The sequence below is a fragment of the Micromonospora sp. CNZ285 genome (genome assembly GCF_004637285.1).
In genome coordinates this window covers 6,208,152-6,230,873 of sequence record NZ_SPQD01000001.1, presented here as the reverse complement: position 1 = coordinate 6,230,873, position 22,722 = coordinate 6,208,152, and the positions used below count along the sequence as shown (strand labels likewise).

Annotated in this window: 22 protein-coding genes; 13 read left to right on the top strand and 9 right to left on the bottom strand. The window is 73.2% G+C overall.

Annotation, left to right across the window (positions count from 1 at the left end; translation table 11 throughout):
• The first annotated feature begins 398 nt into the window (after positions 1–398).
• From CLT75_RS28870 to CLT75_RS28855, 4 genes are all read left to right on the top strand, one after another.
• On the top strand, positions 399–1,022 hold the full coding sequence (locus tag CLT75_RS28870; RefSeq protein WP_135243306.1) for a DedA family protein: 624 nt from the start codon (positions 399–401) through the stop codon (positions 1,020–1,022).
• A 56-nt stretch (positions 1,023–1,078) separates the two neighbouring features.
• Positions 1,079–1,447, top strand: coding sequence for a type II toxin-antitoxin system RelE/ParE family toxin (locus tag CLT75_RS28865; protein ID WP_135243305.1), 369 nt, complete (start codon positions 1,079–1,081; stop codon positions 1,445–1,447).
• Entirely contained in the window at positions 1,444–1,776 is a 333-nt protein-coding gene (locus CLT75_RS28860) for a helix-turn-helix domain-containing protein (protein WP_135243304.1), read from the top strand. Before CLT75_RS28865 ends, CLT75_RS28860 begins: the two co-directional genes overlap by 4 nt.
• A gap of 96 nt (positions 1,777–1,872) precedes the next feature.
• Positions 1,873–2,535 carry a DUF998 domain-containing protein gene (locus CLT75_RS28855; RefSeq protein ID WP_135243303.1) on the top strand — a complete coding sequence of 221 codons (663 nt, stop codon included), beginning with the start codon at positions 1,873–1,875 and terminating at the stop codon, positions 2,533–2,535.
• A gap of 22 nt (positions 2,536–2,557) precedes the next feature.
• Here the strand turns inward: CLT75_RS28855 and CLT75_RS28850 are convergent, their stop codons facing one another.
• Positions 2,558–3,961 carry an NAD(P)H-quinone dehydrogenase gene (locus CLT75_RS28850; protein ID WP_135243302.1) on the bottom strand — a complete coding sequence of 468 codons (1,404 nt, stop codon included), beginning with the start codon at positions 3,959–3,961 and terminating at the stop codon, positions 2,558–2,560.
• A 106-nt stretch (positions 3,962–4,067) separates the two neighbouring features.
• Between CLT75_RS28850 and CLT75_RS28845 the strand changes: the two genes are divergently transcribed.
• Positions 4,068–4,523 (top strand): gamma-glutamylcyclotransferase, encoded by a 456-nt coding sequence (locus CLT75_RS28845; protein WP_135243301.1) that lies wholly within the window; start codon positions 4,068–4,070, stop codon positions 4,521–4,523.
• Between the two features lie 75 nt (positions 4,524–4,598).
• Here the strand turns inward: CLT75_RS28845 and CLT75_RS28840 are convergent, their stop codons facing one another.
• From CLT75_RS28840 to CLT75_RS28825, 4 genes are read right to left on the bottom strand one after another with little or no spacing between them, the layout of a single operon-like run.
• Positions 4,599–5,561, bottom strand: a complete 963-nt coding sequence (locus CLT75_RS28840; RefSeq protein ID WP_135243300.1) for a GNAT family N-acetyltransferase — start codon at positions 5,559–5,561, stop codon at positions 4,599–4,601.
• A 42-nt stretch (positions 5,562–5,603) separates the two neighbouring features.
• Positions 5,604–6,344, bottom strand: coding sequence for an SCO6745 family protein (locus tag CLT75_RS28835; RefSeq protein ID WP_135243299.1), 741 nt, complete (start codon positions 6,342–6,344; stop codon positions 5,604–5,606).
• Positions 6,345–6,387: 43 nt separating this feature from the next.
• Entirely contained in the window at positions 6,388–7,314 is a 927-nt protein-coding gene (locus tag CLT75_RS28830) for a hypothetical protein (RefSeq protein WP_135243298.1), read from the bottom strand.
• A 2-nt stretch (positions 7,315–7,316) separates the two neighbouring features.
• The gene (locus CLT75_RS28825) at positions 7,317–7,946 is read right to left on the bottom strand and encodes an MBL fold metallo-hydrolase (protein ID WP_135243297.1); all 630 of its coding nucleotides are present in this window, start codon (positions 7,944–7,946) and stop codon (positions 7,317–7,319) included.
• 124 nt (positions 7,947–8,070) lie between these two features.
• On the opposite strand from CLT75_RS28825, the gene CLT75_RS28820 reads away from it, so the two are divergent.
• Positions 8,071–9,102: a DUF4349 domain-containing protein gene (locus CLT75_RS28820; RefSeq protein ID WP_135243296.1), complete on the top strand. Its 1,032-nt coding sequence runs from the start codon at positions 8,071–8,073 to the stop codon at positions 9,100–9,102.
• On the opposite strand, the gene CLT75_RS28815 is transcribed toward CLT75_RS28820, so the two are convergent.
• The gene (locus CLT75_RS28815; protein WP_135243295.1) at positions 9,059–10,318 is read right to left on the bottom strand and encodes an amidohydrolase; all 1,260 of its coding nucleotides are present in this window, start codon (positions 10,316–10,318) and stop codon (positions 9,059–9,061) included. The two genes, CLT75_RS28820 and CLT75_RS28815, sit on opposite strands and share 44 nt — an antisense overlap.
• A 470-nt stretch (positions 10,319–10,788) precedes the next feature.
• On the bottom strand, positions 10,789–12,372 hold the full coding sequence (locus CLT75_RS28810; RefSeq protein ID WP_135243294.1) for an acyl-CoA mutase large subunit family protein: 1,584 nt from the start codon (positions 12,370–12,372) through the stop codon (positions 10,789–10,791).
• 203 nt (positions 12,373–12,575) lie between these two features.
• Here CLT75_RS28810 and CLT75_RS28805 point away from each other — a divergent pair, with 203 nt between their 5' ends.
• Both CLT75_RS28805 and CLT75_RS28800 read left to right on the top strand, forming a co-directional pair.
• The gene (locus tag CLT75_RS28805) at positions 12,576–14,588 is read left to right on the top strand and encodes a serine/threonine-protein kinase (RefSeq protein ID WP_135243293.1); all 2,013 of its coding nucleotides are present in this window, start codon (positions 12,576–12,578) and stop codon (positions 14,586–14,588) included.
• Positions 14,589–14,637: 49 nt separating this feature from the next.
• Positions 14,638–16,302, top strand: coding sequence for a phospho-sugar mutase (locus tag CLT75_RS28800; protein WP_135243292.1), 1,665 nt, complete (start codon positions 14,638–14,640; stop codon positions 16,300–16,302).
• A gap of 52 nt (positions 16,303–16,354) precedes the next feature.
• Here the strand turns inward: CLT75_RS28800 and CLT75_RS28795 are convergent, their stop codons facing one another.
• The gene (locus tag CLT75_RS28795) at positions 16,355–17,041 is read right to left on the bottom strand and encodes a GOLPH3/VPS74 family protein (RefSeq protein WP_135243291.1); all 687 of its coding nucleotides are present in this window, start codon (positions 17,039–17,041) and stop codon (positions 16,355–16,357) included.
• A 193-nt stretch (positions 17,042–17,234) separates the two neighbouring features.
• Positions 17,235–17,867, bottom strand: coding sequence for a uracil phosphoribosyltransferase (upp, locus tag CLT75_RS28790; RefSeq protein WP_135243290.1), 633 nt, complete (start codon positions 17,865–17,867; stop codon positions 17,235–17,237).
• Positions 17,868–18,003: 136 nt separating this feature from the next.
• Between upp and deoC the strand changes: the two genes are divergently transcribed.
• The 5 genes from deoC to CLT75_RS28765 are packed head-to-tail and all read left to right on the top strand — an operon-like array spanning position 18,004 to position 22,634.
• Positions 18,004–18,963 (top strand): deoxyribose-phosphate aldolase, encoded by a 960-nt coding sequence (gene deoC / locus CLT75_RS28785; RefSeq protein WP_135243289.1) that lies wholly within the window; start codon positions 18,004–18,006, stop codon positions 18,961–18,963.
• A gap of 5 nt (positions 18,964–18,968) precedes the next feature.
• Entirely contained in the window at positions 18,969–20,399 is a 1,431-nt protein-coding gene (locus CLT75_RS28780) for an aldehyde dehydrogenase family protein (RefSeq protein ID WP_135243288.1), read from the top strand.
• Positions 20,392–21,216 carry an aldehyde dehydrogenase family protein gene (locus tag CLT75_RS28775; protein WP_135243287.1) on the top strand — a complete coding sequence of 275 codons (825 nt, stop codon included), beginning with the start codon at positions 20,392–20,394 and terminating at the stop codon, positions 21,214–21,216. Before CLT75_RS28780 ends, CLT75_RS28775 begins: the two co-directional genes overlap by 8 nt.
• A 55-nt stretch (positions 21,217–21,271) precedes the next feature.
• Positions 21,272–21,718 carry a BlaI/MecI/CopY family transcriptional regulator gene (locus CLT75_RS28770; RefSeq protein ID WP_135243286.1) on the top strand — a complete coding sequence of 149 codons (447 nt, stop codon included), beginning with the start codon at positions 21,272–21,274 and terminating at the stop codon, positions 21,716–21,718.
• 10 nt (positions 21,719–21,728) lie between these two features.
• Positions 21,729–22,634 (top strand): M56 family metallopeptidase, encoded by a 906-nt coding sequence (locus CLT75_RS28765; protein ID WP_030270547.1) that lies wholly within the window; start codon positions 21,729–21,731, stop codon positions 22,632–22,634.
• Positions 22,635–22,722: the final 88 nt, after the last annotated feature.

The window sequence follows — 22,722 nt, the reverse complement described above, 5'->3', positions numbered from 1 at the left end:
GGCGCGCCGGGAACACCCGGCGTCGTGGTCACTACCGCGCTGCGCATGCCCGGACGATAGGCGCGCGGACATCGACGGCGCACCTGAGTTTCGGAGAGTGGGTGCGGGTCGCCGGCACGGGACCTGCCGGCGACCCGCGGCGGCTCGGGCATCGGGAACGGGGGACCCGACGGCTCCGGTGCCGCGTCCGACCAACGGTACGCCGGGAATCGACGATGCGCCGCCCCGCCCCGTGGTGCACACGCCGGTGGCCCGTCACTCGCGGGCGGGCCGCCTCGTTTCACATCTACGGCCTGCCGGTGTCGGCTGTCACCGTGCGGCGGGGCCGGTGGTGGTGACGCCGGACACGGCGTCAGGCTCGATCCGGTCGAACGGAGAACTCCGGCGAGGTGGCGGTCGTGGCCGAGCTCATCTCTGATGTCGCGTCGCCCATGTGGGCGTACGCGCTGTTGCTGATCCTGCTGATCGCCGACGCCTTCGTCCCGGTGGTGCCGACCCAGCTCGTCATGATCACCAGTGGGGCGCTGACCGTGTACGGCGGGCTCAGCCTGCCGCTCACCATCGCGGTCGGCGCTGCCGGTGTGTTCATCGGTGACCTGGCCTGCTACCTGATCGGCCGCAGTACGCCGACCCGGCGCGCGGCGCGCGCCACGACACCGGGACGGGCACGCCGGGCCGTCACCCGGGTCACCCGTGGGCTGCGCGAACCGGGGCCAATGGTGATCCTGCTCTGCCGTTTCGTACCAGGTGGCCGCATGGCGGCCTGCTTCTCGGCCGGACGCAGCCGCTACCCGTACCGGCTGTTCCTGCCCTACGAGGCGGCGGCGGCGCTCGCCTGGTCCAGCTACGGCACGCTCGTCGGTCACCTGGGCGGTACGGCGCTGACCCACTCGGCGTGGCGGCTGCTGCTGATCGGCGGGGTGGCCGCTGCGGGGTTCGCGCTGGCCGGGTGGGCGATGACCTGGATCAGCAGCGCCCGGCAGACCCGCGCCGAGGCCACCGCCGACTCCGCCGGCACCTGACGCGCAGTTCGGAGCGTTGACCCTCATCGCATATAAGTTCGGTTTATATTGACCGGGTGTGGGAGATCAGGCTTCATCCTGAGGTCGAGCTTTGGTTCCTGGGCCTGTGCACGAGTGAGCCGAGCACCGCTGACCTCGTCAGCGAGGCGCTCGACCTGCTGGCGGAGCACGGTCCCGCACTGGGCCGACCACTGGTCGACCGGCTCAAGGGCAGCGCATATCACCACATGAAGGAACTACGACCAGGCTCGAGCGGCACCTCCGAGGTTCGGATGATCTTCGCGTTCGACCCCTCCCGTGAAGCCATCTTCCTGGTGGCCGGGGACAAGGCGGGGCAGTGGCAGAGTTGGTACCGGCTCGCCATTCCGTTGGCGGACGAGCGGTTCCAGGAGCACCTGATCAACTTGAAGGAAGAGCAGCCATGAGCGGTGGGGCGAACTGGCGCGACGTCAAGGCGAAGGCCCGAAGTGTCGATCCCTCGTGGGACGACAGCGAGCGTGCCGCCCGGCGGGGACATCTCCGAGAGAAGATGCTGGCTTCGGTCAGCGGCGCGCAGCTGGCGGAGATCCGCAAGCAGCTGGGTATGACCCAGGCTCAACTGGCGGAAGCGGCGGGCTTGTCTCAGGCGCGGATCAGCCAGATCGAGAACGGCGAGAGCGTCAACCTGGAGATCCTTCGCGCCTATGTGACCGGACTGGGCGGACACCTTGATGTGGTCGCCCGAATCGGGAACATCCGCCTCGACGTAGCCTGACGCGGGTCTCGGGGGTCCGGTAGGGGACGACCCGGGGAGCGAAGTGGGTGGTGGTCCCGGATCCGTCTGGGGCGGTTGCGGCGACAGGCTGGCCGTATGCCTGGAACGCGGAGCAGCGGCCTGTTGGCCCTCGGCGGGATCGTCCTGGCGGCGGTGCTCGCGATGGTCGGTCATCTCGAGGTGAGCGACGACCTGGATCCCTGGTCGCTGACCGTCAGCGACTTCGCCGTCTCCGATCGGGGCGGCGTCATCGACACCGCGATGGCGGTGCTCGCGGCGGCCAGTCTGGTGCTGCTGCCGGCGCTGCGCCGGGCCGGTGCGGGCCGGGTGCCGCTCGTGCTGCTGACCGCCTGGTCGGCCGGGCTGCTGGCCGCCGCCGTGGTGCCCACGAACGAGCCGGGTACGCAGATGGACACCGCCGCGTACGTGCACCGGTACGCCTCGGTGCTGTCGTTCCTGGCGCTGCCGGTGGCCGGCTGGCTGCTCGCCCGTCACCCGGTCGCCGGAGCGGCCGCCTGGCTGCGCGGCCTGACCGCAGCCAGCCTGGTGCTCGCGGCCACGATGATCTGGTCCGCCTACCCGGGCGACCGAGCCCTGCTGGGCCTGATCGAGCGCACGCTGATCCTGACCGAGACGGCCCTCCTCGCCACCCTGGCCCTGCACCTCACCCTCCGTCCGAGGGCCAGCGCCGTCGATCATGCAGTTGTGACCCCGTCCAGACCGGGCATTCCGGTCGGATCGGGGGCCGCAACTCCATGATCGACGAGCAAAGGGGACGGGGCTACTCCAGCTCGTGGAGCATGAGCTGGCGGGCGGCCTCGGTGATGGAGCCGGACAGGCTCGGGTAGATGGTGATGGTGTGCGCCAGCTCGTTGACGGTGAGGTTGTTCTCCACCGCCATCGTGATCGGCAGGATCAGCTCGCTGGCCTTCGGCGCCACCACCACGCCGCCGATCACCTGGCCGCTCGCCGGCCGGCAGAACAGCTTGACGAAGCCGTCTGCCAGGTCGTCCATCTTCGCCCGGGCGTTACCGGACAGCGGCAGCATCACCTGACGGGCCGGGGTCTTGCCGGCGTCCACCTCGTCCTGGGAGACGCCGACGGTGGCCAGCTCCGGGTCGGTGAAGACGTTCGCCGCGACGGTGCGCAGCCGCAGCGGCCGCACCGCCTCGCCCAGCGCGTGCCACATGGCGATGCGGCCCTGCATGGCCGCGACGCTCGCGAGCGGCAGCACGCCGGTGCAGTCACCCGCCGCGTAGATGCCCGGCACATTGGTACGGGAGACCCGGTCCACCGTCACGTAACCGCCCCGGGCCAGCTCCACGCCGTACTCGGCCAGGCCCAGGTCGGCGGTGTTCGGGATCGAGCCGACAGCGATGAGCGCGTGCGAGCCGGTGACCTGCCGGCCGTCGGAGAGCACCACCTCGACGCCGTCGCCGACGCGGCGGACCGCCTCGGCGCGGGAGTTGTTCAGGATGCTCATGCCCCGGTTGCGGAACACCCGCTCGATCGCCATCGCGGCGTCGGCGTCCTCGTGCGGCATGACCCGGTCCCGGCTGGACACGAGCGTGACCTTGACCCCCATGGCGAGGTACGCACTGGCGAACTCGGCGCCGGTCACGCCGGAGCCGACCACGATCAGGTGCTCGGGCAGGTCGGGCAGGTCGTACACCTGGCGCCAGGTCAGGATGCGCTCGCCGTCAGGTACGGCGGTGGGCAACTGGCGGGGGGTCGCGCCGGTCGCGACGAGCACCGTCGACGCGGCGATCGAGTATTCGGCGCCGCCGTCTGCCGGGGTGACGATCACCCGGTGGGTGTGGCCGAGCGTGTCCTCGCCGAGCCGGGCGGTGCCGGCGACGAACTCGACGCCGGCCTTGACGAGCTTGGTGTGGATGTCGGCGGACTGGGCCAGCGCGAGCCGCTTGACCCGCTCGTGCACCGCCCGCGCGTCGACGGTGACCGCCTCCAGGCCGTCGGAGTGCACCCCGAACTCCTCGGTGTCCCGGTAGCCGGTGACCACCTCGGAGCTGGCGATGAACGTCTTGGAGGGTACGCAGTCGGAGAGCACGCAGGCGCCGCCGGCGCCCTCCGCCTCGACCACTGTGACATCGGCGTCCAGCTGCGCGGCGACCAGGGCCGCCTCGTACCCGGCCGGCCCGCCGCCGATGATCACGATCTGGCTCACAGCAGTTGCCCCTCGTCTGTGCTCACAGTGACTTTCTTCTCCCCGTCCCGTCCGACACGCACTGTCGTATTCTCCCCCACCCGCCAGCCGGGCTATCGTCGTCGCCGTGCGTCTCTACGCTGCTTACGGCTCAAACCTGGACCCCGCTCGCATGCGCGCCTACTGCCCGCATTCGCCGATGGTGGGCACCGGCTGGCTTGAGGGGTGGCGGCTCACCTTCGCCGGCGAGGACGTCATCGGGTGGGAGGGCTCGGTCAGCACCGTTGTCGAGTCCCCCGGTGACCGGGTGTTCGTGGCGCTCTACGACATCCACCCGTACGACGCCGCGCAGCTCGACGAGATCGAGGGCGTGACCTCCGAGACGTACCGCAGGCTGACCGTGCGCGTCTCGACGCTCGACGGCGACGTGACCGCGTGGGTCTACGTGTTCGACGGGTACGAGGGCGGGCTGCCCACGGCGTGGTACCTCTCGGAGCTCGCGAACGCCGCGGAGAAGGCGGGCGCGCCGGACGACTACGTCACCGAGCTGCGGTCCCGCCCCACCGGCACCGCGTCGGCGTAGCGCGTCTCCCACACCCACAGTGTGCGCCGGGCGGCCGTACCCGCGCTCGGCGACCCCGGTACGAGGGGTGCCGGGTCACACCCGCGAGGCGGGCACGCTCCGCTCGTACATGTCGGCCCAGTGCTCCTCCACCAGCCCGACGGAGCGGTAGAGCGTGACCGGCGCGGTCGGGTTGGCCAGGTCGACGCCGAGCCCGGCGCCGGTGCGGCCCTTGGCCGCGTAGACCGCGAAGGCCCGGCGCAGCAGCGCCGCGCCCACTCCCCGGCGCCGGTACGCGGGCAGCACCGACAGCGTCCGCACCCACCCCCGGTCCTGGTCGAGCGCCTGGTCGGAGGACTGGAGCGCACCGGCCGGCTCGCCGTCGACCTCGGCCAGGAACCACTCGTCCCAGACCTTGCCGTACGACGGCAGCAGGTCCCGCCACTGCGCGAAGTCGAGCGGGTCGTGGTCCGGGGTGTCCCGGAACGCGGTGTCGTAGATCCGGTGGAACAGCCGCAGGTCGTCCTCGTCGTCGGCGCGCAGCGGCCGGACGGTCACCCCGGGCGGGGGAGCCGGCTCGGCGGGCAGGTCGGCGAGCGGGCGGCTCATCCGGATGTAGCGCTTGATCCGGGTGAACCCGGCCTCGGCCAGCTCACCGGCCCAGCGGGTCTCCGGCGCGTACACCCCGGCGCGCGCGGTCAGCGCGGGCAGGCCGCGCTCGGCGGCCCGTTCGGCGACGCGTTCCAGCAGCCGGGCCAGCAGCGGTGCGCGCAGGTCGGCGCCGCGGTCGGGGTCGACGAGCACGTCCACCCACTCCCGGCCCACGCCGCTCGGGTTGGCGAGGATCGACCAGGCCACCGCCGTACCGTCCGGATCGGTGACCAGCCACGAGTCCCGGGCCGGGTCGACGAACGGCGCGGTCAGCGCGGACCGTACGTCCTCGTCGTCGAAGTCGGGGTGGCCCACGGCGAACGTGTCGGCGGCGTGCACCACCGCCAGGATCGCGGGCACGTCGTCGAGGGTCGGGCGGCGGGCCGACCAGCCGGCGGGAAGCGTCACGGGCCAGATCCTGGCAGTCGCACCGGCCGGATCGCCTCCCATTTATCCACCGCGGGCGCGCTGCCGCGCGGCGCCGAGCAGAACCAGCAGCTCAGCGCCCTCGGCCGTGTCCAGCGCGCGGAACGCCGCCGACGCCAGCCGGTCGGTCACCGCCTCGGCCCACAGCCGGCGCCGCACCAGCGGGCCGACCGGCGGGTACGGGGGCACCCAGCCGCACGCGGCGGCACCGGCCTCGCCCTCCGGCCCGGCCAGTACCGCCTCCAGCGGTGTCAGCCCGGCCGCGCGCACCGCCAGCAGGTACGCCCCGGCGAAGTGCTCACGCAGCAGCAGCATGCCGACAGCCGCCCGCGCGCCGGGCGACGGATCGGGCACCGGCATGGCCCGCCAGGCGGCGAACAGCGGCATGCCGCTGCCGTCCGCCGCGTCGACCGCCCGGCCCAGCAGCGCGGCCAGCCGGGACGACTCGGCGCCGTCGCCCAGCCGGGCGGTGCCCCACCGGCAGCACTCGGCCAGGTTGGCGGCGGCCACCTCCAGCGGCGGGACGGTGCGCGCGGCGGCGTCCCAGCCGTCGGTGACCGCCTCGGGCGCGATGAAGCCGAGCGCCGCGGCGACCGTCTCGGCGCGGACGTCACCGAGCGCACCGGCCCGCCCGGTGATGTAGAAGGCCCACCCGGAGATGCCGAGCAGCCGCGCCCGGCGCAGTGTGGACGGGCAGCGGGCGAACGCCTCCCCGAGTTCGAGCACCAGCGGCTTGCAGGCGGCGGCGAGTTGTTCCGGGGTCATCGGCCGCCCGTCGCCGTGACTCCACCGTAGCCATTCATCACGCTCAGTCTGCCGCGTGGTCACCGGTGTCGGCATCCCCCTCTTCGGCGTCGAGCGCCTCCAACACGGCCTCCACCTCCCCGGCCCGGCGCCGGGCCGCGGTGACCGCCCGTTCCGCGCCCCGGCGGGCCAGCCGGGCCCGGCTCAGCTCCTGCTCGGCCACCGCCCGGCGACGTTCCAGCTCGGCCAGTTCGGTCTCGATCCGGTCCAGCGTCGCGGCGCCGTCCCGCTCGGCCGCGTCGGCCGTCGCCAGCTCCTTCTCGGCCCGGTCCAGGTCCGCGCGGGCCCGGGTCAGCTCCCGGGTCGCGGTCCGCCGCCGCCCGGCCCGTTCGGCCCGCGCCGCCCGCTCGTCGCGGGCCCGGCGCGCGTCGGCCCGCTCGGCCGCCCGATCCGGTACGACAGGCGCCTCCTCGCCCCCTGTCACGAGCCGGAGCTGGGGGCGGGGCACCTCACCGAACCCGGCGTAGTGGCTGGCCCGCAGCAGGCGTCCGGCGCGTACCTGCTCGGCCACCTCGGTGTCCGACAGCGCGGCGTTGAGTGTCGCCTCCACCTCGCCCAGCGGCAGCTTCCCGGCCGGAGGCGCGGCGGGTTCGGCGGCGGCGAGCCGGCGTACCTCCGCCACCAGCGCACCCACGACGGCGCGCCGCTGCGCGGAGAGTTCCCGCAGCGTGCCGCCGCGCAGGTCGCGTTGCGCGGCGCGCAGCGACTCGGCGAGCTGGGTGAGGTCGGCGACCAGCTCGGGACGGCGGATCGCCAGCAGGTTGACCAGCCAGGCCGCCACTGTGGGCCGGCGCAGTCTGCCGATCTCCCGGGCGGTACGCGGGTCACCGGACTGCCGCGCCTGCGCGACGGCCTCGTCCCGGGCCGCCACGAACCGGTCCGGCGGCGTGGCGTAGAGCCGCCGGACCACCTCCGCGGGCACCTCGGCCATGGTCAGGCGTCGATCCGGGTGCCCGGCTCCAGACGGCGGTAGTCGGTGTTGGACATCGCCGTGTACTGCCGGTCCAGCACACCGAAGCCGTTGTCGTTGAGCAGCCCGTCGTGCAGCGCGTACGCCCGGCGCGGCGCGACCGCGCGGATGAAGTCGACCACCTCGGAGAACTTCGACCAGGGCGCGTGGATCGGGGCGAACAGCGTGTCCACCTGCACGTCGTCGGGCACGAACAACGCGTCGCCCGGGTGGTACACCACGTCGGCGAAGAGGTAGCCGATGTTCTGGATCACCGGGATGTCCGGGTGGATGACCGCGTGCTGCCCGCCGTACGTCCGCACCGGCGTCCCGGCGACGGTGAGCGACTGTCCGGGCTCGACAGTCACCAGCGCCTCGGCGGCGTCGCCGAGCACCCCGGCGAGCGAGGCGGGACCGTGCACCGGCACCGGCCGCCGCTCCAGCGCCCGGGTCAGCGCGGCGACGTCCACATGGTCCGGGTGCTCGTGGGTGATCAGCACCGCGTCGGCGCCGTCCAGCGCCGCCGGATCGCTGAAGACACCCGGGTCGACGACGAGCACCGCACCGTCGTGCTCCAGCCGGAGACAGGAGTGGGCGAATTTGGTCACCTGCATCGTGACTCCTCGCTTATCGAATCGTGATGTCCTCAGCGCAGTCTGCCGGAACCGGCGCGACCACGCGTCACGTCCGAGGTATCGGTCCCGGCAGTCGGGGCCGTCGACGATCGGAGTACGGGGTATGGGCGGACGACGACTCCGGGGCGTGGCCCTGGTGGCTGTGGGTCTGATAGTGGCACTGGGTGTGGGCGCCTGCGGCGCGGGCGGGGACTCCGGCAGCGACTCGGCCGCGCCGGCCGCCGACGGGGGCGCGGGGCGCGACGGGGCCGCCGAGGGCGGCGGGGAGAACGGCCAGGTGGCCGGCGGCGCGGATCGCGACCAGGCCGCTCCGGGCGGCACCGGTGGCGCGGACCTGCGGGTCGACCAGCGGTCCATCATCTACACCGGAACCATGCAGGTCCGGGTGGACGACGTGGAGGCCGCCGCGCGGGAGGCGACCACCGCGGTGACCGCGGCCGGCGGATTCGTCGGCGCGGACCGGCGGTCGAGCCGGGCCGCCGAGGCGCGGGCGGCGCTGACGCTGCGCGTGCCCGCGGACCGGTTCGCCGCGGTGATCGACCGGCTCGCCGGCCTCGGCCGGCAGGAGCGCCGGGAGATCCGCACCGAGGACGTCACCGAGCAGGTGGTCGACCTGGACGCCCGGATCGCCACCCAGCGGGCGCGGGTGGAGAGTTCCCGCAAGCTGCTGGCCCGGGCCACGTCGGTGGACGAGCTGGTCCGGCTGGAGAACGAGGTGGGCACCCGGCAGGCGGACCTGGCCGCGCTGGAGGCCCGCAAGCGCCGGCTCGCGGACCTGACCTCGCTGTCCACCATCACCGTGACGTTCCTCGGTCAGGACGCCAGCACCGCCGAGGAGGAGGCCGACCTGGGCTTCCTGGCCGGGCTGGGCGGCGGCTGGACGGCGTTCCTGGCCTCGGCCCGGGTCCTGCTCACAGTGCTCGGCGCGGTGCTGCCGTTCGCGGTCGTGATCGGCGTACCGCTGTGGTTGCTGCTCCTGTGGCGGCGCCGGGTGCGGTCCCGGCGGACGCCGCCGCCCGGCCCGGGCGCGATGCCGCCGCCCGGCCTGGGCCCGATGCCGCCGGGCCCGGCCAGGCCGGCCGACGGTCCGGTCAGCGCGCCGCCGCCAGTGCCCGCAGCGCGGTCTGGACCATGAGGCGTACGCCGACCTCGATGGCGCGCTCGTCCACGTCGAACGAGGCCCGGTGCAGGTCCACGTTGGGCCCGCTGCGACCGACGCCGAGACGGGCGAGCGCGCCCGGCACGTGCTCCAGATACCAGGAGAAGTCCTCGCCGCCCATGCTCTGCGGCGTCTCGGCGATGCCGTCGGGGCCGAGCGCGGCGGCGGTGGCCGCGGTGAGCACACCGATGGCCCGGGCGTCGTTCGTCACCGGGGGCCGGCCGCGCAGGTATTCCAGGTCGACTGTGGCGCCGGTGGGGGCGAGCACGTCCCGCACCACCTGAGCCACGATCTTGGGCGCCTGGTCCCAGGTGTCGCGGTCCATCACCCGCAGCGTGCCGGCCGCGCACGCCTCGGACGGGATGACGTTGTAACGGGTGCCGGCCGAGGCGTGGCCGAACACCAGCAGCAGCCCGCTGTTGGCCGGCACCCGGCGGCTGATCAGCGTCGGCACCTCGGTGACCAGGCGGCCGAGCGCGTCCACCAGGTCGACGGTCAGGTGTGGGCGGGCGGTGTGCCCGCCCGGCCCGGTGAGCCGGACGGTGACGTTGTCGGCGGCGGCGGTGATCGGGCCGACCCGCAGGCCGACCTTGCCCACCGGCAGGTTCGGGTCGCAGTGCAGCGCGAAGATCTGCACCACGTCGTCCAGGCCGCCGGCCTCGATGACCTCCAGCGAGCCGCAGGGCAGGATCTCCTCGGCCGGCTGGAAGATCAGCCGGACCCGGCCGTCGAGCCGGCCGGTGTCGGCGAGCTGGGCCAGCAGCATGCCGACGCCGAGCATCACCGACGTGTGCACGTCGTGGCCGCAGGCGTGGCAGACGCCCTCCACGGTCGAGCGGTACGGCACGTCCTTCGGGTCGCTCAGTGGCAGCGCGTCGATGTCGGCACGGAGCGCGATCACCGGGCCGTCGGGGCGGCCGTCGATGTCGCAGATGACGCCGTTGCCCTTCGGCAGCAGACGCGGCTTCAGCCCGGCGAGGGACAGCTCGCGGTGCACCAGCGCGGCCGTCTCGAACTCCTCGCCGGACAACTCCGGGTGGGAGTGGATGTGACGGCGCGTCTCGATGAGGCCCGGTACGCGCAGAGCGAGCAGATGGTCGAGCTCGAAGGGCAGGGGCTGGTAACCGGTCGGCGCCTCGGGCCGGGACGACGCCAGCGGGCCGCCGGAAGGCAGCGTCAACGCACTCGTCACGTCGAATTCTCGATCACTAGAAGTGGATGGATCTTCGGGTCGGACAGCAGACAGCCTAGACCTCCGACGGTGACGCTGCGCAACATCTTTCGCGTAGCGGTCGGACCGCGCAGCGTCACGAATGCCCTGGTGGGAGGGCTCGAATATCTGCGGGACAGCAGGTAGATCGCGGTCGAACGCCGTCATCCGCCTCCCACCTCCTACAACGCGTAACCGTTTCATAGGTCACAAATAACGACCCGTCGTTCCGAATTGTCGCATTAGTCGTGGCAATTAACTGCCGCTCCGACAATTGCACGACAACTGTCGGCTGCCGGAAGACTCCCGACGGTGACACGAGCGCCCGACCGCCGACCGCACAGGCTGTCCGTCCCGTTCACCCGATCCGGTTACCCGAATCACCGAATCGCACACGCGAAAGCGGCCCCGCCGCGCACTCAGGGTGCGCGGCGGGGCCGCCGCCGGACGACTCAGAACCGGTCGCTGGGCCGGTAGATCCCCCACACCTCGCGCAGCGTCCCGCACACCTCGCCGACTGTGGCGCGGGCGCGCAGCGCCTCCTTCATCGGGTAGAGCACATTGGCGTCCCCCTCGGCGGCGGCACGCAGCTCGGCCAGGGCCCGCTCCACCGCGCCGGAGTCCCGCTCGGCGCGCAGCCGGGCCAGCCGCTCCCCCTGCGCCGCCTCGATCGACGGGTCGACCCGCAGCGGCTCGTACGGCTCCTCCTCGTCGATCCGGAACCGGTTGAGCCCGACCACCACCCGCTCACCCGAGTCGATCTCCTGGGCGATCCGGTACGCGGACTGCTCGATCTCCCGCTTCTGGAACCCGGCCTCGATCGCGTCCACCGCCGAACCGTGGTCGAAGACCCGGTCCATCAGCTCGGTGGCCGCCGCCTCCACCTCTGCGGTCATCGCCTCCACCACGTACGACCCGGCGAACGGGTCGACGGTGGCGGTCAGGTCCGTCTCGTACGCCAGCACCTGCTGGGTCCGCAGCGCCAGCCGGGCCGCCTTCTCGGTGGGCAGCGCGATGGCCTCGTCGAAGCTGTTCGTGTGCAGCGACTGGGTGCCGCCGAGCACCGCGCCGAGGCCCTGCACCGCCACCCGGACCAGGTTCACCTCCGGCTGCTGGGCGGTGAGCTGCACACCAGCGGTCTGGGTGTGGAACCGCAGCATCATCGACTTCGGGTTCTTCGCGCCGAACTCGTCGCGCATCAGCCGGGCCCAGATCCGCCGGGCCGCGCGGAACTTCGCGACCTCCTCCAGCAGCGTGGTGCGGGCCACGAAGAAGAACGACAGCCGGGGCGCGAAGTCGTCGACGGCCAGCCCGGCGGCGAGCGCCGCGCGGACGTACTCCACGCCGTTCGCCAGCGTGAACGCGACCTCCTGCGCGGGCGACGCGCCGGCCTCGGCCATGTGGTAGCCGGAGATGGAGATGGTGTTCCACTTCGGCACCTCGGCCCGGCAGTAGGCGAAGGTGTCGGCGACCAGCCGCAGCGACGGCTTCGGCGGGAAGATGTACGTCCCCCGGGCGATGTACTCCTTGAGGATGTCGTTCTGGATCGTGCCGTTGAGCGCCGCCCCCGGCACGCCGTTCTCCTCGGCCACGAGCTGGTAGAGCAGCAGCAGCACCGAGCCGGGCGCGTTGATGGTCATCGAGGTGGAGACCTTGTCCAGCGGGATGCCGCCGAACAGCGTGCGCATGTCCTCGATGGAGTCGATGGCGACGCCGACCTTGCCGACCTCGCCGTGCGCGATCGGGTCGTCCGAGTCGTACCCCATCTGGGTGGGCAGGTCGAACGCGACCGACAGGCCCATGGTGCCGGCGCGCAGCAGCTGGTGGTAGCGCGCGTTGCTCTCGGTCGCGGTGCCGAACCCGGCGTACTGTCGCATGGTCCAGGGCCGGGACGTGTACATCGTCGGGTAGACCCCGCGGGTGTACGGGAACTCGCCCGGCTCGCCCAGCCGGGCGTCCAGGTCCGCCGGAAGGTCTGCCGCCGTGTAGACGCCCTGGATCGGGAAACCCGACTCGCTTGACCGCGCATCGCTCATTACCGGATGGTAGGACGCGCTGACCGCCTGGTGGGTGAGGGATACCGCACACCTCGCGGCGGCGACCCACCGGAGGTGAGCAACCGACCACATACCGTCGAGTAGGTAAACGCCCGCCGCGTCGGGTTTCGCATCGGGCGTCGGAACCAGCAAGATAGAGGGGTTGTGTCCCAGCCCCCTCGATATCCCCCGGTGGCTTTTCTGTGACTCAGATTCCGACGTGGAGCGGCGGACCGGCCAGTCCCCCCACTGGACGCGCGGCGCCCGGCACCACCATCGGTGGTCGCTACTCGCTGCGCTCCCCGGTGGGCAACGGAGGCATGGGCACGGTCTGGCGGGCCACAGACACGTTGCTGCGCCGTGATGTGGCGGTCAAGGAGGTCGTCCTCCCGCCGGGGCTCGCCCCGAGCGACCGCGACGCGCTCTACGAACGGACGCTGCGGGAGGCCCGCGCCGCCGCCGCGATCCAGCACCCGGCAGTGGTGCAGGTCTACGACGTGGTCACCGAGGGTGGCCGCCCGTGGATCGTGATGGAGCTGCTGGACGCCCGCAGCCTGGCCGACATGGTGATCGAGGACGGGCCGGTCGCGCCGCGCGCCGTCGCCAAGATCGGGATCGCGCTGCTCGGCGCGCTGGAGGTGGCGCACGCGATCGGCGTGCTGCACCGCGACGTCAAGCCGGCGAACGTGCTGATCTGCACCGACGGCCGCTGCGTGCTCACCGACTTCGGCGTCGCCCGGATGCCCACCGACGTGCAGCTCACCACGCCCGGCATGGTGCTCGGCTCGCCGCACTTCATCTCGCCCGAGCGGGCGATGGGCCAGGAGTTCGGGCCGCCGAGCGACCTGTTCTCGCTCGGTGTGACGCTCTACACCGCGGTCGAGGGCCGGCCCCCGTTCGACAAGGGCGACCCGATCGAGACCATGCACGCCGTGGTCGAGGACCCGCCCGCCACGCCGCAGCGCAGCGGCCCGCTCACCGGCGTGCTGATGGGGCTGCTGGAGAAGGACCCGGCCCGCCGGATGGACGTGCACCGCGCCCGGGCCAACCTGCGCGAGCTGCTCGCCGGGCCGCTGACCAGCACCGCGACCGCCGTCAACTCGGTCACCGACCCGTACGCGGTGGTGCCGGTGCCGCGCCCGACCACGCCGCCGGCGATCGCCGCGGAGCCGAAGCCGAGCGGGCAGATCGGCGGCCGGGCGATGATCGGCCCGGACGAGTCGCTCACCGACCGGCTCGCGGCCCTGCGCCGCGGCGAGCGCCCCGGCGCGGAGAAGCCGGCGGCGGGTGCCGCCGCGCTCGACGAGACCAGCGCCGACGCGCTGGCCGGCCCGCTGCACACCCCGACCGGCGCGATGTCCGGCCCGGGCACGCCGGAGGCCACCCAGCGCATCTCGCCGGACGCCACGGTCCGGCTCGGCCAGGGCGCCGCGGCGGACGCGACCCAGGCGGTGCCCACCGCCTACGGCCGCACCGTCGACGCCACCCAGCCGGTGTACGGCGGCGGCAACCAGTGGTCGGTGCCCGGCACCGGCCAGCCCTGGACCACTCCGGCCACCACGCCGGCCGCCGCCGGCGGTGGCGGCCCGCTCGGCACGGCCAAGGGCCTGCTCGGCCGGATGAAGGCGTGGCCGCGCAAGGTCCAGCTCGCCGCCGCCGGTGGCCTCGCCGTGGTGCTGCTGGTAGGCGTGATCGCGCTGACCAGCGGCGGCGACGACGCTCCCCCGCCGATCGTGGGCACGCTGCCGTCGAACTCGGCCGCCGCCTCACCGGTGGAGATGCAGGAGCAGACCGTCAAGGGCATCACCGTTCAGGTGCCGAAGGGCTGGGACCGCAAGACCGGCGGCGTCTTCGTCGACTACGTCGACCCGCAGGACAGCGGTCGCAAGGTGCGGCTGCTGGCGGAGGACTGGGGCGGCACGTCGGTCAGCTGGGCCGAGTTCGCCTCCCGCAACCTGCGCGACAAGAGCAAGTCGTGCGCCAAGCCCTACGCGCAGCTCGCGATGACCGAGACGACGCTGGCCGGCAAGCCGGCCGCCGAGTTCGAGTACACCTGCGGCGAGGGCGACGAGAAGCGGCACGGCGTGTGGCGGGGCGTGGTCCAGGGCGGCAAGGTCTACTCGTTCTACCTCACCTCCAGCGACGCGACCTTCGCCGAGAGCAAGCCGATCTACGACGCGATGGCCGGCTCGTTCCAGCTCACGGCGGCGAACTGAGTCGAGGCCGACGGTCGGTGGTGATCCGCCGCCGTGCTTTCATGAGGCAATGGCGGCGGATACCACTGACCTTGACGACCTTCGCGTACGCGCCGAGCGCTGGCTCGCCGACGACCCGGACCCGGCCGACCGCGTCGAGCTGCGCGCGGTCCTCGACGGGCTGCCCGGCACGGCGGCCGACCTGGCCGACCGGTTCGCCGGCCCGCTGACCTTCGGCACCGCCGGGCTGCGCGGCCCACTGCGGGCCGGGCCCAACGGCATGAACCTCGCCGTGGTCACCCAGGCCGCCGCCGGGCTCGTCGGCTGGCTCGCCGCCCAGGGCGGCGAGGGCCCGCTGGTGATCGGGTACGACGCCCGGCGCGGCTCGCTGGCCTTCGCCGAGCGCACCGCACAGGTGGCCACCGGTGCGGGCCGTCAGGCGCTGCTGCTGCCCCGGCCGCTGCCCACGCCCGTGCTGGCGTTCGCGGTCCGGCAGCTCGGCGCGGTCGCCGGCGTGATGGTCACCGCCAGCCACAACCCGCCGCAGGACAACGGCTACAAGGTCTACCTGGGCGCGCAGCTCGGCGGTGAGCTGGGCGCCGGTGCGCAGATCGTGCCGCCCGCCGACGCCGGGATCGAGGCGGCCATCCGCGCGGTGGGCCCGCTCGCGGCGGTGCCGCTCGGCCCGGCCGGTCAGGTGCTCGGCGACGACCTGGTGGCCGCGTACGTGGAGCGGGCCGCCGCCGTGGTGGACCCGGCCGGACCGCGGGACCTGAAGGTGGCGTACACGCCGCTGCACGGGGTGGGCGGCGCGGTGCTGACCGCCGCGTTCGCGCGCGCCGGATTCGGCGTGCCGGGCGTGGTGCCCGAGCAGGCCGAGCCGGACCCGGCGTTCCCGACCGTGAGCTTCCCCAACCCGGAGGAGCCGGGCGCGGTGGACCTGCTGGTCGCGCTCGCCGACCGCACCGGCGCGGACCTCGCCATCGCCAACGACCCTGATGCGGACCGCTGCGCGGTGGCCGTACGCGACGCCGGTTCCTGGCGGATGCTGCGCGGCGACGAGGTGGGCGCGCTGCTCGCCGACCACCTGATGCGGCGCGGCGTGACCGGCCTGTACGCCACCACGATCGTGTCGTCGGCGCTGCTGCGGGCCATGGCGGCGGCCCGGGGCCTGCCCTACGACGAGACGCTCACCGGGTTCAAGTGGATCGTCCGGGCCGGCGGCGGCCGGGAGCCGCTCGTGTACGGCTACGAGGAGGCGCTGGGCTACTGCGTCGCGCCGGAGCACGTCCGGGACAAGGACGGCATCACCGCCGCGCTGACGGTCGCCGAGCTGGCCGCCGGTCTCAAGGCCGAGGGCCGTACGCTCCTCGACCGGCTCGACGAGCTGGCCGCCGAGTTCGGCGTGCACCACACCGAGCAGCTCTCGGTCCGGGTGGAGGACCTGCGGGTGATCGCGGACTCGATGGCCCGGATCCGGGCGGCCACGCCCACCGCGTTGCTCGGGCAGCCGGTGACCGAGGCGTCCGACCTGCTCCCCGACGCGGACGTGGTGATCCTGCGCACCGGCGCGGCCCGGGTGGTGATCCGGCCGTCCGGCACCGAGCCGAAGCTCAAGGCGTACCTGGAGGTGGTGGAGCCGGTGACCGGCGGCGACGTGCCCGCGGCCCGGCAGCGCGCGCGTGCCGCGGTGACCGAGCTGCGCAACGAGATCGCCGCCGCCCTGGGCCTCTGACGGTCCGGTGCGTCCGTCGCGCGGGCGGCGACGGACGCACCGGTCACCGGCCTCAGCCTGCGGCGGGCCGCTTGCCCAGGGCGGCGTCGACGGCCTGGCCCAGCGCGGCGATGACCAGGCTGATCGACGGGCGTACCACGCTGTCGTCCAGGCTCACCGTGCCGGAGAAGCCGGCGCCGGCGGCGATCTCCTCCAGGCGCCGGCCGGCGTCCTCGGCGGCCGGGCCGGTCAGCCCGAGCGCGGGTTCCATCCGCAGCACCGCGACCAGCGTCGCGAGCGCGGCGGTCCGCTCGTCCGGGAGCTGCCCGCTGGTCAGCGCGTCGGCCAGCCGCTGCCGGATGTCCGCCTCGACCGAGGCGTCGGCCACCGGGTAGCGGTGCACGTGGATGAAGCCCAGCTCGGTCTCGTCGACGTCGCGGACCACACCCCGGCCACAGAGGTCGGAGAGGATCCGGTCGCGCAGCCCGTGCCGCAGTCGCTGCACCCACGACGACGGCGTGTGCGGGGTGTCCGCGGCGATCTTGGCGAGTACGGCGTCCGCGATCGGCTCGCCGGTCGGGGCCGGGTCGACCACCGCCAGGTTCCCGTCCGCGTACGCGACCCGTCCGGCCAGGGCCAGCTCGACCAGCACCGCGGCGGCCATGCCCAGGTCCAGGCTGATCCGTGGCATGGTGGCCTTGCCGGTTTCGTCGTCATACGCGAGGAGCAGCAGCTCCTCGGCGAGCGCAACACCAGTCATGGCCCGGAACGCTAGCGCCTCCCCGCACCCCCGCGCATCGACTCGCCGGGGCCGCCCGATTCACGGCGAGAGGGCCCTTCCCCGCAGGAAAGAGCCCTCTCCACCGAATCGCCGGATTGCCGGATTGCCGACGGCGCCGCGACGCCGGAGCACCGGCGTCGCCGGTGCCGGATCCGGAACCCGGACGGCCGGATCAGAAGCGGGGCATGCCGCCGAACTGGCGGTCGCCGGCGTCACCCAGGCCGGGGACGATGAACTTCGAGTCGTTCAGGCCGTCGTCGATCGAGGCGGTGACCAGGCGCAGCGGCAGCCCGGAGCGCTCCAGCCGCTCGATGCCGACCGGCGCGGCCAGCACGCACAGCACGGTGATGTCGGTGCAGCCCCGGTCGGCGAGCAGCCGGCAGCAGTGCTCCAGCGAGCCGCCGGTGGCGAGCATCGGGTCGAGCACCAGCACCGGCAGGCCGGCGAGGTCGCGCGGCAGCGACTCCATGTACGCGCGGGGCTCGTACGTCTCCTCGTCGCGGGCCAGGCCGACGAAGCCCATCGACGACTCGGGCAGCAGGCCGAGCGCGGCGTCGGCCATGCCGAGACCGGCCCGCAGCACCGGCACCAGCAGCGGCGGGTTCGCCAGCCGGCTGCCTTCGGTGGCGGTGACCGGGGTCTGGATCGAGTACTTCTCGACCGGGAAGGAGCGCGCGGCCTCGTACACCAGCATGGTGGTGAGTTCGCGCAGCGCCGCCCGGAACGACGAGGAGTCGGTCCGGGCGTCCCGCATGGCGGTCAGCCGCGTCTGGGCGAGCGGATGGTCAATGACTGTTACGTCCACGATCGCTCAACCTACCGTTTGCCGGCCCGGCACAGGGCGGGTGCGGTACGACCAGCGACACCGCTCACGTATGACGCTCACGACCGCTCGTTCGTGAGCAAGATCACTCGACTCGCGGGTGCGTACTATTCGGGGCATGACGGCGACAACGACGTCGGCCCGGTCGGACCTCACCGAGCTGGGACGATCCGAGACCGCTCTGCGGACCTTCCTGCACGGCCTGCCCGGCGTGGACCAGGTCGGCGCGGAGCAGCGGGCGGCACAACTCGGCACCCGCTCCATCAAGACCACCGCGAAGGCCGAGGCGATCGACCTGGCGATCCGGATGGTCGACCTGACCACCCTGGAAGGGGCGGACACCCCGGGCAAGGTGCGGGCGCTGGCGGCCAAGGCGCTGCGGCCCGACCCGGCCGACCCGAGCTGCCCGCACGTCGGTGCCGTCTGCGTCTACCCGTCGATGGTCCCGTACGTGGCGGAGGTGCTCCGCGGCAGCGGCGTGCACCTGGCCAGCGTGGCGACCGCGTTCCCGTCCGGTCAGGCCCCGCTGGAGATCAAGCTCGCCGACGTGCGCGCGGCGGTCGAGGCCGGCGCGGACGAGATCGACATGGTGATCAACCGGGGTGCGTTCCTGGCCGGGCGCTACTCCGAGGTCTACGACGAGATCGTGGCCACCAAGGATGCCTGCGGGGCAGCCCACCTGAAGGTGATCCTGGAGACCGGTGAGCTGGCCACGTACGACAACGTGCGGCGGGCGTCCTGGCTCGCCATGCTCGCGGGCGGCGACTTCATCAAGACCTCCACCGGCAAGGTCCCGGTCGCGGCGACCCTGCCGGTGACGCTGGTGATGCTGGAGGCGGTCCGCGACTTCCGCGCCGCCACCGGGCGTCAGGTCGGCGTCAAGCCGGCCGGTGGCATCAAGACCACCAAGGACGCGATCAAGTACCTGGTCATGGTCAACGAGACGGTCGGCGCCGACTGGCTGAGCCCGGACTGGTTCCGGTTCGGCGCGTCGAGCCTGCTCAACGACCTGCTCATGCAGCGCACCAAGCTGACGACCGGCGTCTACGCCGGCCCCGACTACTTCACCCTGGACTGAACGCGATGTTCGAATACGCACCCGCCCCCGAGTCCCGCTCGGTGGTGGACATCAAGCCCTCGTACGGGCTCTTCGTCGACGGCGCGTTCGTCGACCCGGCCTCCGGCGGCAGCTTCAAGTCGGTGAACCCGGCCTCCGAGGAGGTGCTGGCCGAGATCGCCGAGGCGGGCGCCGACGACGTGGACCGCGCGGTCCGCGCCGCCCGGAGCGCGTACGAGAAGGTCTGGGGTCCGATGCCGGGCCGGGACCGGGCCAAGTACCTGTTCCGGATCGCCCGGCTCATCCAGGAGCGCTCGCGTGAGCTGGCGGTGCTGGAGTCGCTGGACAACGGCAAGCCGATCAAGGAGTCCCGCGACGTCGACCTGCCACTGGTCGCCGCGCACTTCTTCTACTACGCGGGCTGGGCGGACAAGCTTCCGCACGCGGGTTTCGGTTCCGACCCGAAGCCGCTGGGCGTGGCCGCGCAGGTCATCCCGTGGAACTTCCCGCTGCTCATGCTGGCGTGGAAGATCGCCCCGGCGCTGGCCGCCGGCAACACCGTGGTGCTCAAGCCGGCCGAGACCACCCCGCTCACCGCGCTGCTGTTCGCCGAGATCTGCCAGCAGGCCGACCTGCCGGCCGGCGTGGTGAACATCGTCACCGGCGCCGGCGACACCGGCCGGGCGCTGGTCGAGCACCCGGGCGTGGACAAGGTCGCGTTCACCGGCTCGACCGAGGTCGGCCGCGCCATCGCCCGCTCGGTCGCCGGCACCCGCAAGAAGCTGACGCTGGAGCTGGGCGGCAAGGCCGCCAACATCGTCTTCGACGACGCCCCGATCGACCAGGCCGTCGAGGGCATTGTCAACGGCATCTTCTTCAACCAGGGCCATGTCTGCTGCGCCGGCTCCCGGCTGCTGGTGCAGGAGTCCGTCGCCGACCGGGTGCTGGAGTCGCTCAAGCGCCGGATGGCCCAGCTGCGGGTCGGCGACCCGCTGGACAAGAACACCGACATCGGCGCGATCAACTCGGCCGAGCAGCTCGCCCGCATCCGGGAGCTGTCCGACGCCGGGGCCGCCGAGGGCGCGGAGCGCTGGTCGCCGCCGTGCGAGCTGCCCGAGCGCGGCTTCTGGTTCGCGCCGACCATCTTCACCGGCGTCACCCAGGCGCACCGGATCGCCCGCGAGGAGATCTTCGGCCCGGTGCTGTCCGTGCTGACGTTCCGCACCCCGGCGGAGGCCGTCGAGAAGGCCAACAACACGCCGTACGGGCTGTCCGCCGGGATCTGGACCGACAAGGGTTCCCGGATCCTGTGGCTGGCCGACCGGCTGCGCGCGGGCGTGGTGTGGGCGAACACGTTCAACAAGTTCGACCCGACGTCGCCGTTCGGCGGCTACAAGGAGTCGGGCTACGGTCGCGAGGGCGGCCGGCACGGGCTGGAGGGGTACCTCAATGTCTGAGCGGGTCGCGGTACGCAAGACGTACAAGCTCTTCATCGGCGGGAAGTTCCCGCGCAGCGAGTCGGGACGGTCGTATCTCGTGCAATCCGCGAACGTGTCTCTTGCCTCCCGGAAGGACGCGCGGGACGCGGTAGTCGCCGCCCGGGCCGCGGTGAAGGGCTGGGCCGGGGCGACCGCGTACAACAGGGGTCAGATCCTCTACCGGGTCGCCGAGATGCTGGAGGGCCGGCGCGAGCAGTTCGTCGCCCTGGGCGTCCCGGCCGACGAGGTGGACGCGGCGATCGACCGCTGGGTCTGGTACGCCGGGTGGTCCGACAAGCTGTCCCAGGTGTACGGCGGAGCGAACCCGGTGGCCGGCCCGTACTTCAACCTGTCCGCGCCGGAGCCCACCGGCGTGGTGGCCGTGGTGGCCCCCGAGGAGCCCGCGCTGCTCGGCCTGGTGAGCGTGATCGCCCCGGCCATCGTCACCGGCAACACGGTGGTGGTGGCCGCCTCCCCGGCGGCGCCGCTGGCGGCGGTGACGCTGGCCGAGGTGCTCGCCACCTCCGACCTGCCCGGCGGGGTGGTGAACATCCTCACCGGCCGGCTGACCGAGACGGTGCCGACGCTCGCCGCGCACATGGACGTCAACGCGATCGACCTGACCGGCGTCGCCGACGCCGGCCTGGCGGCCGACCTGGAGGTCAAGGCCGCGGAGAACCTCAAGCGGGTGCTCCGGCCGGCCCCGGCCGACCACGACTGGTACGCCGATCCCGGCATCACCCGGATGACCACGCTGCTGGAGACCAAGACGGTCTGGCACCCGAAGGGCGTCTGAGCGAGGCGGTCCCCGGGGGTCGAAGGGGATCTACTACCGGGGGTAGGATTGACGGGTGACTCGGCTGGGGGACCTTGAGCGTGCGGTGATGGACGTGCTGTGGGACGCGGCGCCCGCCTCGTCGGGCGGGGTGACCGTGCGCGAGGTCGCCGACGCCCTGGACGGCCGGGAACTCGCCTACACCACCGTGATGACCGTGCTCGACCGGCTCGCCGGCAAGGGCATGGTGCAGCGTGAGCGGGAGGGCCGCGCCTGGCGGTACCGTCCGGCCGCCACCCGTGAGGCGCACATCGCCCAGCTCATGCTCGAAGCCCTCGACCTCGGCGGCAGCCGGGACGCCGCACTCGTACGCTTCGCCCGCTCGGTGACCGGCACGGAGGCGGACGTGCTCCGCGCCGCGCTCGGCGCCGAGGCCGGGGCGACTGTCGAGGACGGACCGGCCGGCCGGGTCGAGAACCCCCGGCCCGGCCGGTCGGCGCTCGACGAGGCGACGGACCGGTAGGGCGGCTGCCGTGGCGTACGCCCTGCACTTCGCCGCGATCATCCTGGCCTGCTGGCTGACCGCGCAGGTCCTCGCCGCCGCGCGCTGGACCTGGCGGGCACCCCGGGTGGCGATCATCTGCTGGCAGGCGGTCGGGCTGGCGCTCGGCCTGTCGGCCATGGGGCTGCCGATGGCGCTGGGGCTCGACGCGTACGACCGGGCGACCGGGCACGCGCTGGTGGCCCTGGCCGACGACCTGGCGCATGGCACGCTGCCGGCCGGGGTGGGCGCGGTGCACCTCAGCCTGGTCGGCGTCGGTCTCGGCATCGGCGCGGTGCTGCTCACCACGACGGTACGCAGCCTGCACGGCGCGGTCCGCGCCCAGCGCCGGCACCGGGAGTTGCTGCACCTGGTGGCCCGGCGTGACCCGACGGTGCCCGGCGCGCTGGTGCTCGACCACCCGAGCGCCGCGGCGTACTGCCTGCCCGGGGTGCGTCCCCGGGTGGTGGTGAGCGCGGGCACGCTCGACCTGCTCGATCCGGCCGAGCTGGCGGCGGTGCTCACCCACGAGCGGGCGCACGCCCAGGAGCGGCACGACCTGGTGCTGCTGCCGTTCACCGCGCTGTGCCGGGCGCTGCCCTGGTTCCGGTGGGTGCGGGACGCGCACGCGCGGGTGGCGCTGCTGGTCGAGATGCGCGCCGACGACAAGGCCCGGGAGCTGCACGCGGACGCGCCGCTGGCCGGTGCGCTGCGCCGGTTCGCCGCCGCCGAGCATCGGGTCCAGCCGGCCGGCACGCTCGGACTCGGCGACCGCGACCTCGACGTACGCGTGCAGCGGCTGCTCGTCGCGGACCGCCCGCCGCGGGTGCTCGGCGCGATGGCGCTGGCGGTCGCGGGCACGCTCGTCTCCCTGCCGTTCGCCCTGTTCCTGAGCTGACGTCGCCCCCTACGGGACTTCTCCGGGTCCGCGCGCCCCTATAGGTAGCGAGGCTACGTGTAGGTTGGCTACGACAAGAGAGCCAACC

Bases quoted from the DNA above. Each gene is read 5' to 3' on its own strand.
- CLT75_RS28860 (WP_135243304.1), top strand. From the start codon at position 1,444: ATGAGCGGTGGGGCGAACTGGCGCGACGTCAAGGCGAAGGCCCGAAGT.
- CLT75_RS28855 (WP_135243303.1), top strand. From the start codon at position 1,873: ATGCCTGGAACGCGGAGCAGCGGCCTGTTGGCCCTCGGCGGGATCGTC.
- CLT75_RS28835 (WP_135243299.1), bottom strand. From the start codon at position 6,344: ATGACCCCGGAACAACTCGCCGCCGCCTGCAAGCCGCTGGTGCTCGAA.
- CLT75_RS28830 (WP_135243298.1), bottom strand. From the start codon at position 7,314: ATGGCCGAGGTGCCCGCGGAGGTGGTCCGGCGGCTCTACGCCACGCCG.
- CLT75_RS28825 (WP_135243297.1), bottom strand. From the start codon at position 7,946: ATGCAGGTGACCAAATTCGCCCACTCCTGTCTCCGGCTGGAGCACGAC.
- CLT75_RS28820 (WP_135243296.1), top strand. From the start codon at position 8,071: ATGGGCGGACGACGACTCCGGGGCGTGGCCCTGGTGGCTGTGGGTCTG.
- CLT75_RS28810 (WP_135243294.1), bottom strand. From the start codon at position 12,372: ATGAGCGATGCGCGGTCAAGCGAGTCGGGTTTCCCGATCCAGGGCGTC.
- CLT75_RS28800 (WP_135243292.1), top strand. From the start codon at position 14,638: ATGGCGGCGGATACCACTGACCTTGACGACCTTCGCGTACGCGCCGAG.
- CLT75_RS28795 (WP_135243291.1), bottom strand. From the start codon at position 17,041: ATGACTGGTGTTGCGCTCGCCGAGGAGCTGCTGCTCCTCGCGTATGAC.
- deoC (WP_135243289.1), top strand. From the start codon at position 18,004: ATGACGGCGACAACGACGTCGGCCCGGTCGGACCTCACCGAGCTGGGA.
- CLT75_RS28780 (WP_135243288.1), top strand. From the start codon at position 18,969: ATGTTCGAATACGCACCCGCCCCCGAGTCCCGCTCGGTGGTGGACATC.
- CLT75_RS28775 (WP_135243287.1), top strand. From the start codon at position 20,392: ATGTCTGAGCGGGTCGCGGTACGCAAGACGTACAAGCTCTTCATCGGC.